This window comes from Gordonia oryzae, assembly GCF_003797185.1.
GTDB classification, from domain to species: Bacteria; Actinomycetota; Actinomycetes; order Mycobacteriales; family Mycobacteriaceae; genus Gordonia; species Gordonia oryzae.
Window position 1 is genome coordinate 41,913 of the sequence record NZ_RKMH01000011.1, and the last position, 12,061, is coordinate 53,973.

Sequence of the window (12,061 nt, forward strand, 5' to 3'; positions counted from 1 at the left end):
CTCCTTCTCAATGAACATGTCTGGATGAAGTATGTTCCGACATCCGGCGATGCGCGAAGCCGCGTGGCTGTCCGCGCATCGCCGGATGGTTGTGCAGGTGATTATTGTGCACCGGTAGGAGCGTCCTGCGGGCCGCTCTCCTGCGCTGCGGGCGCCGGATCGGTAACGATCACCATCGCGGTGCGGATCACCTTTTCGCCCAGGCGGTAACCGCTGCGGTACACCGCGCCGAGGACCGGCTCGGCACCACTGCCGTCGTTCTGGACGGCCTCGTGCAGTTCCGGGTCGAACACGTCGCCGGGTTCACCGAACTTGACGACACCCTCGCCGGTCAACGTGGCGGCAAGCTTATCGGCGACCGCACGCAGCGGACCGGACTCGAGATCGCCGTGCTCGCGGGCACGGTCGAGGTCGTCGAGGACCGGCAGCAGCTTCTCGATGAGAACCTGCTTGCCGTAGGCCACCCGGCCCTGCTTCTCCTCCTCGGTACGCCGCTTGTAGTTGGCGAACTGTGCGCGTTCTCGCTGCAGTGCCGCCGTGAGGTCGGCGACCTCGTCGGAGTGCGGGGTGCTCGGCTCGGGATCGGGGATGGCCGCGGCGGGCTCGGCCTCAGCCAGACCCGGCCCGGCGGCCGAATCCTCGCGCACCTCACCCGTTTCCGGGTCGATGCGACGACGATCGGTCACCGTCACCGGCTCCTCGGAACCAGCTCCGCTCCCGGCGCCCGGAGCATTTGGCCCGCTCGCTCCGCTCCCGGCGCCCGCGACATTTGGCCCGCTCGCTCCGCTCCCGGCGCCCGCGACATTTGGCCCGCTCGCTCCGCTCCCGGCGCCCGGAGCGGTCACTTCTTCTCCTCAGGCTCGTCCACGACCTCGGCATCGACGACATCGCTGTCGCCTGCGCTCGCGCTGCCACCGTCGGCGGCGTCAGCGGCCTGGCCCTCGGCGGCCGATGCCGCGTAGATGGCCTGACCCATCTCCTGCGACTCGGTCGAGAGCTTCTCGATCGCACTCTTGATCGAGGCGATGTCGTTGCCCTTGAGCGCCTCGTTGGCCTCGGCGATCGACGCGTTGACCTTGTCCTTGACGTCGGCGGGCACCTTGTCCTCGTTGTCCTTGAGGAACTTCTCGGTGTGGTTCACCAACGACTCGGCCTGGTTGCGCGTCTCGGCCTCTTCACGACGCTTGCGATCCTCGTCGGCGTGGGCCTCGGCGTCCTTGATCATCCGGTCGATCTCGTCCTTGCTCAGGCCCGAGCCCTCCTGGATGCGGATGGAGTTCTCCTTGCCGGTGCCCTTGTCCTTCGCGGTGACGTGCACGATGCCGTTGGCGTCGATGTCGAAGGTCACCTCGATCTGCGGAACACCTTGCGGCGCAGGAGCGATGCCACCGAGCTCGAAGGAGCCGAGCAGCTTGTTGTGCGAGGCGATCTCACGCTCACCCTGATACACCTGGATCTGCACCGACGGCTGGTTGTCCTCGGCGGTGGTGTAGGTCTCCGACCGCTTGGTCGGGATGGTGGTGTTGCGCTCGATCAGCTTGTGCATCACGCCGCCCTTGGTCTCGATGCCCAGGCTCAGCGGGGTCACGTCGAGCAGCAGCACGTCCTTGACCTCGCCGCGCAGCACACCGGCCTGCAGGGCAGCGCCGACCGCGACAACCTCGTCGGGGTTCACGCCCTTGTTGGGCTCACGGCCGCCGGTCAGTTCCTTCACCAGATCGGTGACGGCGGGCATACGGGTCGAACCACCAACGAGCACAACGTGATCGATGTCGCCGACGGAGATGCCCGCGTCGGCGATGACCGCCTGGAACGGAGCACGAGTGCGCTCGAGCAGGTCCGAGGTGATCTTCTGGAACTCGCTGCGCGAGAGCTGCTCGTCGAGGAACAACGGGTTCTTGTCGGCGTCGACGGTGATGTAGGGCAGGTTGATCGAGGTCGACTGCGACGCCGACAGTTCGATCTTGGCCTTCTCGGCAGCCTCACGCAGACGCTGCATGGCCATCTTGTCCTTGGTCAGGTCGATACCCGAGGAGCTCTTGAACTTCTCCACGAGCCAGTCGACGATGCGCTGATCCCAGTCGTCACCGCCGAGATTGTTGTCGCCGGAGGTCGCCCGGACCTCGACCACTCCGTCGCCGATCTCGAGCAGCGAGACGTCGAAGGTGCCACCACCGAGGTCGAAGACCAGGATGGTTTGTTCCTTCTCACCCTTGTCCAGGCCATAGGCCAGAGCCGCGGCGGTCGGCTCGTTGACGATGCGCAGCACGTTGAGGCCGGCGATCTGGCCGGCCTCCTTGGTGGCCTGCCGCTGAGAGTCGTTGAAGTAGGCGGGCACGGTGATGACCGCTTCAGTAACGTCCTCACCGAGGTAGGACTCCGCGTCGCGCTTGAGCTTCATCAGCGTGCGGGCGCTGATCTCTTGAGGGGTGTACTTTTTGTCGTCGATCGCGACATTCCAGTCACCCTCGCCCATGTGGCGCTTGACCGAGCGGATGGTGCGGTCGACGTTGGTGACCGCCTGGTTCTTGGCGGGCTGCCCGACGAGCACCTCGCCGTTGCGCGCGAACGCGACAACGGACGGTGTGGTGCGGGCGCCCTCGGCGTTGGCGATGACGGTCGGTTCGCCGCCTTCGAGTACCGACACCACGGAGTTGGTGGTGCCGAGGTCGATTCCGACAGCACGAGACATCTTTGCTAATCCTCCTGGTTTCTGGGTGTGCACCCAAGTCCTGCTCCCCCGCAGCGGGCTTGGCGCCCACCACGAGAGTGTGGTGTGTGGCAAACCTGCGCTAGGGGTCAGACTTCAGTGCCTTGGACTCATGTCTTACCGGGTTGAGCCGGTCCAGGTCAACTTAAGTTGAGCCAGCATCGCTCAGGTTTCTCGATCGGTCCAACGGGTGGGGTGCCACAGATGTTCCCGATTCGACCAAAAAAGTTGAGCGAAGTTCGCTCAGTTTTGGCGCACGTGACCGCAGATCACACGTTTCGTTCGTGAGATCCGCTCACGACCAGGCGTGATTGGGCCGATAATCCCCTCGGGGGTCGCGCTGCGTGGGTCCACCAAAAAGGTGGCCGCCGAGTTCGAGGAGTAGAGATCATGAATCGTCGTGTCCTGTCCTTCGTGGCCCTGGCCATCACGATGCTCTACGGCGTCGGCTTCGCGGTCATCGACACGAACACGCCATATACCGTCGTCGGTGGCGTGGTGGTGGCGCTGAGTTGGGTCGCGGTCGGGATGCTCGGGCGTGAGGAAAACGACGCCGAGTGAGCCGGGCCGGCCCCTCACGCCGGTCACCACCGCAAGGGCGCAGTCCCCAGGAGTGTCGGCGCGCGGTGTGTCGGGGTCGACAGACCCTCGAACACCATCGGCACCGAAGGTTCGACGAGGCGCCCGAGCGGACCGTCGCAGCCGTCGACGGACGCGACCGGCGGCCCGATCGGTAGTCCCGGGAGGGCGTCGACGATTCCCAATGAGCGAACCCAGGTGCACACCCGCGCCAATTCGACTCGCACGCGCCATGTCCCGCCCTCGGTGGACCGTCGGCGCAATGCCGCCACGGCCCCGGCGGCCCCCACATAGGCGGCGAGATAGTCGTTGAGCAGTTGCGTCGGCGGCAGGGCAGGCACCCCTCCACCCTCCTCGAGAGCAAAACCCGTTGCCGCGCAAGCGAGCTGATCGAAGCCGCCGCGGTCGCGCCAGGCCGACCCAGATCCCCAGCAGTGGTAGTCGACGACGACGGTGCCCGGATGTTCGAGCGCGAGATCGTCGGCCGCGAGGCCCCGGTTGCCCAGTCCCAGATAGGAGTTGACGAAGACGTCGCCGGCGTCGATCAGCGTGTGCAACGCCGCGGCCTGATCCGGCTGTCGCACATCGCAGTACGCGTTGCGCTTACCACCGCCGGTGAGGGCGACCATCGCCAGGGGATCGGGAAGGTCCGGGCGGCTGACGTGACACACATCGGCACCGAAGGTCGCGAGCAGCTTGGTCGACACCGGCCCGGCGATCACGTGGGTCATGTCGACCACCCGTATCCCGTGGAGCGGCGGCCACATCGACGTGTGGGGAAGGGGCCGGGGCGGGGCGTCACCGATGCGCTCGAGTCGGATCACCGGATGCGTGGCGCTCTCCCGGCCCACGGGGTGCTCGGCCCATTCGTCGGCCGTGCGCACCGCGGCCGCCACGCCCCCCGCGGCGTACACGGCGTCCTCGAGATCGACCGCGCCCCATTCTGCGGCCGCGGCCGCGATCTTCGACTTGACCGGCGGACAGTTCAGGACCACACACACCGCGTCGCGTTGATGAGGATAGGTGGTGATCAGAAAGATCCCCCGGCCGTCACTCGTACGGTAGAAGTCGTTGTTACCCAAAGCCGAGGGGTCCTCGACGACGGTGTGGACATGCCGACCGTTGAGGGTGGTGAGAAATGCCGCCCGGAGTTGATCGAGCGCCGTGGCGAGGTCGACGGTCACGCGCGGACCGCCGGCGAGTGCGGCGAGTTGGACCCCGAGGGCTCCGATCCCTGCGGCAGACGCCTCCGCGATCCGATGTGGCGACGAAGTCGTCGGCGCTTCTCCGCTGATCACGCATTCCCCGGTGTCGGTACCGAGCAGGGCGGTGAGGTCGGAGACCGTCGCGGGTACCGAGGTGAACGAGTCCGGGGTGGACGAGTCAGGGGACGAAGGTGTCGGGGCCATGTCCCTACTGTGGCCATCGCCGACAGCGCACCGACCAGGCTTTCGTATTTACGTAAGGTGGTGGACATGCGCCGACATCGCGCCATTCCGCGCGCGGACCACATCCTCGAGTGTGTCGCCCGCGCCGGAAAACCCTTGTCGCTGAGCGATATCGCGCGCGAGATCGAAGCGCCGGTCTCCTCGACCCACGACCTCGTCGACGACCTTCGGGCATGCGGTTATCTGACCCGCGTCGGCGCGGGCTATCGACTCGGCCAACGCCTACGCACGCTGCGGCTCATTGCCGGCCACGCCGATCAGCCACCTTTGACGCCAGACGAACTCACCGAGTTGAACGCCGTCATCGAGGCCCCGGTGGCGCTGGCGGTGTTGGTGGGATCCGACCTGGTGTACCTGCATGGGGTGGGCGAGGTTCCCGCGGAGATCGGCGCCGTGGTGCGCGATCACGTGCCTCGACCGTTGCTCGCCACGGCCGGTGGTCGGGCCATGCTGGCGTTCCTACCGGCGAACGAGCGCGCAGCGCTGCTCGCCGAGCACGCCTCGCCCGGGGATGCCGTCGCCTTCGGCCGCGAGATCGATGAGATTCACGCTTGCGGGTATGCCCTCAGCGATGGTTCGGTGCAGTCGGCGCTGCGGGTGGCCGGGGTACCGGTATTCGACGGCAGGCGATTACTGGCCGTGGTGGTCGTCGCCGCGCCGAGGATCTCGGATCGGCCCTCCCCGGCGCTCGAACACGCCGCGCGACGTACGGCTACCTGGTTGGCGTCCCGCGCCCGGCCATGAGTGGTGCTGCTGCGCGACGCCTCACCGCCACTGCTCAGAGGGACTCGATGATCCGCTCGAAGAAGAGTTCCTGGGCACCGAACCGCCGACCGGGAAAGTACCGGGACACGACCGCTTCCAGCGCCTCTTGTGTGCTGAGCGACAGGAGATGGCACAGCGCCACTGCGTCATCGATGTCCCCCTGCGACTTGCGCGTCACCATCGCCTTCATTGCGAGGACGTACTCCGGTGACGCGATACTGATGACCAGCGCCGGACCGATCTGCTCGCTTCGGGGATGGTCATCGGGTAGCGGGGGCATGAGCTGGGCGACTCCGTCGCTCAGCCAATTAGGGTCGAGATCACCCTCGCGCGCAGCGACCGATGCGGCCGCTTGAAGCACGACGTCGCGCGGCTCGAATGTTCCGTCCACATCCTCGGTCGCCCGATCGGCGTTGTACGCCAAGGCCATTGCCGCCCCGCCGACGATGAAGAGAATGCCGGCCTTTCCTCTCGCCTGCAACTCCGAGTCGAGAGCACGCAACAGCTCCCGGATCTCGGACGCCGTCAACGTTCGCGCCACGCTCAGACTCCCTCGAGATTGCCGACCGGCAACACCACGTTGCGCGTCTGCAGCTCCACCGGGGTCCGCAGGTAGTCAGTCCAGAAATACTTGGGCGGCACGCCAAACGGGTCGAACATCGCATCCGTGCAGAACCGGTCCGGTTCAAAGCACCATGCCAAGATCTCCGGATCGCTGACACGATCGCGCCCGGTGATATGCGCGACCCCGCCCAGTATGGCGTCCCATCCGCGCGTGCCGGTGGGTGGCGGACGCCGATGGACCTCATCGATGTCGACGACGTCGGTCAACCGCTGCGTCCGGAGAACCAGTTCACGGAGTAGCCGGACCGCCAGATGCCAGCCGTACTCGCCGGCGGCCAGGGATTCCGCGAGCTCCGCATAGGTGAACAACGTCCCGCGTCTGCGGGTGGGTCGACGGACGTCAGCGGTCACAGGGTCGATGGTATCGGCGCGCAACGAGTTCGCCGCGCCCCCGATGCCACCGTCAGTCCGGCTTGAGCGCCAACGCGTCGCCCGGGAATACGCGGACCGGGTGGACGTCGAACTCGAAGACGCCCGGCCTGTACACCTGGGTCGTCGTTCATCATCTTCGCGGTCGTCTCGACGTCCTTGTCGAAGATCCCGAAGCCGCGGATGTCGGAGTCGTCCTCGGTGAGACCGAGGATGACGGCGAGATCGCCCTTGGCGCGCAGCCAGAAGTTGCGTCGACTGTGCTCCCAGATCAAGTCCGTCGACTCGGGCTTGCCGAACTCGGGCCCGCGCGCAGCACCACCACCGAATACGGCTGAGTACTGGCTGATCGTCCGCATCTCTTGGTCGGTGATCTTGGGCAGGTCGGACATGGAAAGCTCCTTTGCTGACACATATACGAGACTTCGTCTTTCACCGTAGTCCTCGCGTTCGGCGCAGATGCGGACCGCTTGATTCAGGGTGATCGCAAGGCTTCCGGAGGCCCGGTACCCCGCTGTTAGCGTGGCGGCGTGCGCTTTCAAGTTCTCGACATCGTTCCGCACACACCCCATCCGGTCACCGGTGAACTCCTCTCCTCGCACACGCGCCTCACTCGCGTCGTCGAGAACGCGGTACTCGCCGAGCAGCTCGGGATCGACTCGTATGCCGTCGGTGAGCGTCATGCCGGGGAGTTCTTGTCGTCGTCGCCGACGGTGCTGCTCGGTGCGCTCGCCGCGGCCACCGACCGGATCCTGCTGTCGACCGGGGTGACCGTGCTCAGCCTGCTCGACCCCGTGCGCGTCGCCGAGGACTACGCCACGATCGACCAGCTCTCGGGCGGGCGCCTGGAGATCGTGATCGGCAAGGGCAACGAGGACAAGCACTTCCCGATGTTCGGCCGTCGGCTCGAGCATCAGTACGACTACCTCAGCGAGAACTACGCACTGCTCCGGCGGCTCCTGCGCGAGGAGAATGTCACCTGGCGGGGCGAGCATCATGCGCCGCTCGACGGGGTGAGCACCGTGCCGCGGCCGTTTTCCGGGCCGTTCCGGATCTGGCACGGGTCGGCGACTTCCACCGTCGCCGTCGACCTCGCCGCCCGATACGGCGACCCGATCGTCACCGCCAACGCCCTGCAACCGCGCGAGAACTATCAGGTGCTCATCGATCGGTATCGGGAGAAGTACGCCGAGTACGGCCACGATCCGGCCCGGGCATATGTGGGGTCCGGATCGGGCGGTCTGTTCCTGGCCGCCACCACCGACGACGCGATCTCCGAGTATCGACCGGTCTACGAGGGCTTCGCCGCCCGAAATCGCGAGAAGTTCGCGGGCGAGACCCGGATCGGCAAGGTCAACATGTTCGCCACCATCACCGACGCCGTCGAACGCGGGCCCGCGCTGGTCGGGTCGTCGCAGCGGGTCGCGGAGAAGATCATCGACTATCACCGTTCGTATCATCATGATCTGCAGTCGATTTCGATCAATCCGGTGCTGCCGTACGAGCGTCAGCGTGAGGTGCTCACCCAATTCGCCGAAGAGGTGATCCCAATGGTGCGCCGCGAGCTGTCGACGACGCTGTGGAGTACCGACGACCCCGGACGCGCCGGCGGGTTCACTGCCTGGCGACTTTGCTTGCGGCGGAACAAACTTCGGAATTCCGGCATATTCGTCCGATGGGGGCGCAACTGCACACCGATGAGTACTGTGGCGTTGTTGCGTCACCGGCGTCATGAGGAGTGCACATGGACGAGAACCAGGTCGATCAGGCCTATCAGCAGTTGCAGCAGCAAGGACAGCAGACGGCGACGGCGCTGTCGGCGCTGGCCCAAAAGCTGCAGGCGGCAGCCGCATCCGGCAATTCCGACGCCCGTGAGTGGGCGCTGGACCTCAAGGAGGTCGCGCTCGCGATCCGCGACGAGGAGGGTCAGATGACCAACCTGCTCCAGTCGATGCACGCGATGATCGATTCACACGTGCAGCAGGTGGCGCCGACGACCCCACAACCTCAGTATCAGCAGCCGCAGTATCAGCAACCCCAGTACCAGCAGCCGGCCCAGTATGCGCAGCCCGCTTACGGAGCCCCACAGGGCGGCGGAATGCTGCAGCGATTCCTCGGCAGCGGTTTCGGGCGGTCGATCGCCATGGGCGCCGGATTCGGCATCGGCGACGACATCGTCAACGACATCTTCCGCTGAGCGAACGCCCTCGTGGTTCGAGTACGGACCAACCACGCCCGGAATCCGAGCCACGTCATACCACCGGCGGTACCATACGTGGCATGGCGAAGACGACCCTGTACCTACCCGACGATCTGAAACGCGCCATTGAGCTCGAAGCCCGCCGTCGTTCGATTTCGGAGGCAGAGGTGGTGCGCGAAGCCCTCCGTGCTGCGCTCGACGGGCAGAAGCCCCGGCCGCGGGGCGGTCTGTTCGTAGGCGACGAGCCGATCGCCGAACGCGCTGAGGAACTACTCAACGGGTTCGGAGAGTGATCCTCGACACCAGCGCCCTTCTCGCTTACTTCGACTCCGCGGAACCGCAGCACAGTGCCGCTGCCGAGATCATCGAATCCCACCCCGGTCCACTGGTCATTTCGCCGTTCGTCATCGCCGAACTCGACTATCTCCTACTGACCAGACACGGCACTCGAGCCGAACAGGTGGTCCTATCGGAATTGACTTCCGGCGCATGGGAACTGGCATCAATGACGAGGAGTCGAATCGTCACGGCGACAGCCATCGTCGAGCGATATTCCGACATACCGATCGGCGTCACCGATGCCTCCAACATCGTCCTCGCGGACGCGTATCAGACTTCGTTGATTGCAACCCTCGATCATCGGCACTTCAGCATTCTTCGACTCATGGATGGATCGCCGCCGACCATCGTTCCCTGACTGCACCGGGATACCCACGTCACCACCGAGCCCGGGGAGACATACCTCCCCGGGCTCGATCCTGTCGTGAACCGTCGGCAGATCAGGCCGCGGCACTCACCTCGTCGGCGGCAGGCTCGAGAGCCCGCTTGACGATCTCGGCGACGTCGGCAAGCGGCGTCACCGTGACATCCTCGAGGATCTCCGCCGGCACGTCGTCCAGATCGGCCTCGTTGCGCGGCGAGATGAACACCTGGGTGAGTCCGTTGCGTTGCGCGGCAAGCAATTTCTGCTTCAGTCCGCCGATCGGGAGCACCCGGCCGTTGAGGGTGACCTCACCGGTCATGCCCACCTCGGCGCGAACCTTGCGTCCGGTGGCCATCGATACCAGCGCGGTGACCATCGTGATGCCGGCACTCGGTCCATCCTTGGGCACCGCACCCGCGGGCACGTGCACGTGGATGGTCCCGTCGAGCGCCTTCGGTTCGACACCGAGTTCGGATGCGTGCGCACGCACATAGGACAGCGCGATCTGCGCCGACTCCTTCATCACGTCGCCGAGCTGGCCCGTGAGTTGCAGACCGCCCTTTCCCTCACCGGCATCGGTACGGTTGGCTTCGATGAACAGCACGTCGCCGCCCATTCCGGTGACCGCGAGCCCGGTCGCGACGCCGGGTACCGCGGTACGCTCCTCCGATTCGGGGGTGAAGCGCGGACGGCCCAGCAGATCCTTGAGCTCCGGCTCGCCGACGGTGACCGGTACTGCCGCACTACCGTTTTCGATGTTGGTCGCCACCTTGCGCATCAGCTTGGCCAGTAGCCGCTCGAACTGCCGCACACCCGGTTCACGGGTGTAGTTCGCGGCAATCTCGCGCAGTGCGTCGTCGGTGACCGTGATCTCCTCGGCGGTCAGGGCCGCGCGCTCACGCTGCCGGGGCAGCAGATAGTCGCCGGCGATGGCCACCTTGTCGTCCTCGGTGTAGCCGTCGATCGTGACCAGTTCCATGCGGTCGAGCAGCGCCGATGGGATGTTCTCGATGACGTTGGCGGTCGCGAGGAACACGACGTCGGACAGGTCGAGATCCAGATCGAGGTAGTGGTCGCGGAAGGTGTGGTTCTGCGCGGGGTCGAGGACCTCGAGTAGCGCCGCCGCGGGGTCGCCACGGAAATCGGAGCCGACCTTGTCGATCTCGTCCAGCAGCACAACGGGATTCATCGATCCCGCTTCGCCGATGGCACGCACGATCCGACCGGGCAACGCACCGACGTAGGTGCGCCGGTGACCGCGGATCTCCGCCTCGTCACGCACACCGCCGAGGGCGACGCGCACGAACTTGCGGCCCAACGCTCGGGCCACGGACTCACCCAGCGACGTCTTGCCCACACCGGGCGGGCCGGCGAGAACCATCACCGCCCCGGAGCCGCGGCCGCCGACGACCTGGAGGCCACGCTCGGCCCGACGTGCCCGCACCGCAAGGTATTCGACGATGCGGTCCTTGACGTCATCGAGACCGTGGTGGTCGGCGTCGAGGATCTCGCGCGCGGCCTTGATGTCGGCCGAGTCGGTGGTAGTGACATTCCACGGCAGGTCGAGCACCGTGTCCAACCAGGTTCTGATCCAACCGCTTTCCGGAGACTGGTCGCTCGAACGCTCAAGCTTGCCGACTTCGCGCAGCGCGGCCTCACGGACCTTGTCGGGCAGGTCGGCGGCCTCGACGCGACCGCGGTAGTCGTCGGCGCCGTCGGGCTCATCCTCACCGAGTTCCTTGCGGATGGCATTGAGCTGCTGACGGAGCAGGAACTCCTTCTGCTGCTTCTCCATGCCGTTGCGGACGTCGTCGGCGATCTTGTCGGAGACCTCGGTCTCGGCGATGTGCTCGCTGGTCCAGTCGATCAGCAGTTGCAGCCGCGCGGCGACGTCGTCGGTCTCGAGGAGCTCACGCTTCTGGACGTCGGTCAGCCATGACGAGTAGCCAGAGGTGTCGGCGAGATCCGACGGGTCGCTCATCTTGTTGACCGCGTCGATGACCTGCCACGCCTCACGGCGCTGGAGCATTGCGAGGACGAGTTTCTTGTACTCGGCGCCGAGCGCCTTGGTCTCGGCGGTGGCCTCGGCCTCGTCGATTTCGGTCACCTCGACCCACAGCGCGGTGCCGTGGCCGGTGGTACCGGTGCCGATGTGCGCGCGCTTCTCCCCCTTGACGACGGCAGCGGTGATGTATCCATTCGGCCCGCTCGCTGCGCTCCCGGCGCCGGCACCCGGGATGCGGCCGACCTGCACGATCGACGAAACGACCCCGTGGGTCGGGTACCGGTCGTCCAGACGCGGCGCGACCAGCAGCTTTCCGGACTCGCTGGCCCGAGCCGCATCCACGGTCGCTTGGGCTGCGTCGTCGAGTGGAATCGGCACAACCATGCCGGGCAGGACGACGAGATCGGGAACGAACAGGACCGGCAGTGAATATGTCTGCTCAGACATCTAACCTCCAAAGTTCAGTCTGACGGACTCAACTCTGCTGGCAGGAAGTTTGTTCCCAAGGTGGTTTCCGCCGTGGGCGAACGGACGCGGTGATGTGCCGACCTGACGGATGCGTGTCCTACAGGACACCAAAACCCGAGGTCGGTCCAGATTTGGCACGCCCGGCCGGGATCTGACGACGATGATCGGCAACCAGCCTCCAGCCCCTCGG

Annotated in this window: 12 protein-coding genes and 1 pseudogene; 6 read left to right on the forward strand and 7 right to left on the reverse strand. The window is 66.0% G+C overall.

Going from position 1 to position 12,061, the window contains the following annotated elements; translation table 11 throughout:
- Positions 1-101: 101 nt before the first annotated feature.
- Positions 102-686 (reverse strand): nucleotide exchange factor GrpE, encoded by a 585-nt coding sequence (gene grpE / locus EF294_RS14845; RefSeq protein WP_425459440.1) that lies wholly within the window; start codon positions 684-686, stop codon positions 102-104.
- A 155-nt stretch (positions 687-841) separates the two neighbouring features.
- Positions 842-2,692 (reverse strand): molecular chaperone DnaK, encoded by a 1,851-nt coding sequence (dnaK, locus tag EF294_RS14850; RefSeq protein ID WP_123931463.1) that lies wholly within the window; start codon positions 2,690-2,692, stop codon positions 842-844.
- Between the two features lie 408 nt (positions 2,693-3,100).
- Between dnaK and EF294_RS21490 the strand changes: the two genes are divergently transcribed.
- Positions 3,101-3,271, forward strand: coding sequence for a hypothetical protein (locus tag EF294_RS21490; protein ID WP_185091103.1), 171 nt, complete (start codon positions 3,101-3,103; stop codon positions 3,269-3,271).
- Between the two features lie 23 nt (positions 3,272-3,294).
- On the opposite strand, the gene EF294_RS14855 is transcribed toward EF294_RS21490, so the two are convergent.
- The gene (locus EF294_RS14855; protein WP_123931465.1) at positions 3,295-4,698 is read right to left on the reverse strand and encodes a CoA transferase; all 1,404 of its coding nucleotides are present in this window, start codon (positions 4,696-4,698) and stop codon (positions 3,295-3,297) included.
- 66 nt (positions 4,699-4,764) lie between these two features.
- Between EF294_RS14855 and EF294_RS14860 the strand changes: the two genes are divergently transcribed.
- Positions 4,765-5,481, forward strand: a complete 717-nt coding sequence (locus EF294_RS14860) for an IclR family transcriptional regulator (RefSeq protein ID WP_123931467.1) — start codon at positions 4,765-4,767, stop codon at positions 5,479-5,481.
- A gap of 34 nt (positions 5,482-5,515) precedes the next feature.
- Here EF294_RS14860 and EF294_RS14865 read toward each other — a convergent pair whose 3' ends face one another.
- The 3 genes from EF294_RS14865 to EF294_RS14875 are packed head-to-tail and all read right to left on the reverse strand — an operon-like array spanning position 5,516 to position 6,887.
- Positions 5,516-6,043 carry a hypothetical protein gene (locus EF294_RS14865; RefSeq protein ID WP_123931469.1) on the reverse strand — a complete coding sequence of 176 codons (528 nt, stop codon included), beginning with the start codon at positions 6,041-6,043 and terminating at the stop codon, positions 5,516-5,518.
- A gap of 2 nt (positions 6,044-6,045) precedes the next feature.
- Positions 6,046-6,477: a hypothetical protein gene (locus EF294_RS14870; protein ID WP_246007879.1), complete on the reverse strand. Its 432-nt coding sequence runs from the start codon at positions 6,475-6,477 to the stop codon at positions 6,046-6,048.
- Positions 6,474-6,887, reverse strand: a complete 414-nt coding sequence (locus EF294_RS14875; RefSeq protein ID WP_246007880.1) for a hypothetical protein — start codon at positions 6,885-6,887, stop codon at positions 6,474-6,476. The genes EF294_RS14870 and EF294_RS14875 overlap by 4 nt, the downstream gene beginning before the upstream one ends.
- Before the next feature lie 138 nt (positions 6,888-7,025).
- Here EF294_RS14875 and EF294_RS14880 point away from each other — a divergent pair.
- The 4 genes and pseudogenes from EF294_RS14880 to EF294_RS14895 all read left to right on the forward strand — a co-directional run bounded on the left by EF294_RS14880 (position 7,026) and on the right by EF294_RS14895 (position 9,392).
- Positions 7,026-8,196 (forward strand): annotated as a pseudogene (locus tag EF294_RS14880) (LLM class flavin-dependent oxidoreductase).
- Between the two features lie 43 nt (positions 8,197-8,239).
- Positions 8,240-8,692 carry a hypothetical protein gene (locus EF294_RS22560; RefSeq protein ID WP_123931473.1) on the forward strand — a complete coding sequence of 151 codons (453 nt, stop codon included), beginning with the start codon at positions 8,240-8,242 and terminating at the stop codon, positions 8,690-8,692.
- An 83-nt stretch (positions 8,693-8,775) separates the two neighbouring features.
- A complete protein-coding gene (locus EF294_RS14890; protein WP_123931475.1) occupies positions 8,776-8,988 on the forward strand; it encodes a ribbon-helix-helix domain-containing protein in 213 nt (70 codons plus the stop codon).
- Complete coding sequence (locus tag EF294_RS14895; protein ID WP_123931477.1) at positions 8,985-9,392, forward strand: PIN domain-containing protein; 408 nt, start codon at positions 8,985-8,987, stop codon at positions 9,390-9,392. Before EF294_RS14890 ends, EF294_RS14895 begins: the two co-directional genes overlap by 4 nt.
- An 82-nt stretch (positions 9,393-9,474) precedes the next feature.
- On the opposite strand, the gene lon is transcribed toward EF294_RS14895, so the two are convergent.
- The gene (gene lon, locus EF294_RS14900; RefSeq protein ID WP_123931479.1) at positions 9,475-11,850 is read right to left on the reverse strand and encodes an endopeptidase La; all 2,376 of its coding nucleotides are present in this window, start codon (positions 11,848-11,850) and stop codon (positions 9,475-9,477) included.
- Between the last annotated feature and the right edge of the window lie 211 nt (positions 11,851-12,061).

Bases quoted from the DNA above. Each gene is read 5' to 3' on its own strand.
- EF294_RS22560 (WP_123931473.1), top strand. From the start codon at position 8,240: ATGGACGAGAACCAGGTCGATCAGGCCTATCAGCAGTTGCAGCAGCAA.
- EF294_RS14855 (WP_123931465.1), bottom strand. From the start codon at position 4,698: ATGGCCCCGACACCTTCGTCCCCTGACTCGTCCACCCCGGACTCGTTC.
- lon (WP_123931479.1), bottom strand. From the start codon at position 11,850: ATGTCTGAGCAGACATATTCACTGCCGGTCCTGTTCGTTCCCGATCTC.
- EF294_RS21490 (WP_185091103.1), top strand. From the start codon at position 3,101: ATGAATCGTCGTGTCCTGTCCTTCGTGGCCCTGGCCATCACGATGCTC.
- EF294_RS14875 (WP_246007880.1), bottom strand. From the start codon at position 6,887: ATGTCCGACCTGCCCAAGATCACCGACCAAGAGATGCGGACGATCAGC.
- EF294_RS14890 (WP_123931475.1), top strand. From the start codon at position 8,776: ATGGCGAAGACGACCCTGTACCTACCCGACGATCTGAAACGCGCCATT.
- dnaK (WP_123931463.1), bottom strand. From the start codon at position 2,692: ATGTCTCGTGCTGTCGGAATCGACCTCGGCACCACCAACTCCGTGGTG.
- EF294_RS14860 (WP_123931467.1), top strand. From the start codon at position 4,765: ATGCGCCGACATCGCGCCATTCCGCGCGCGGACCACATCCTCGAGTGT.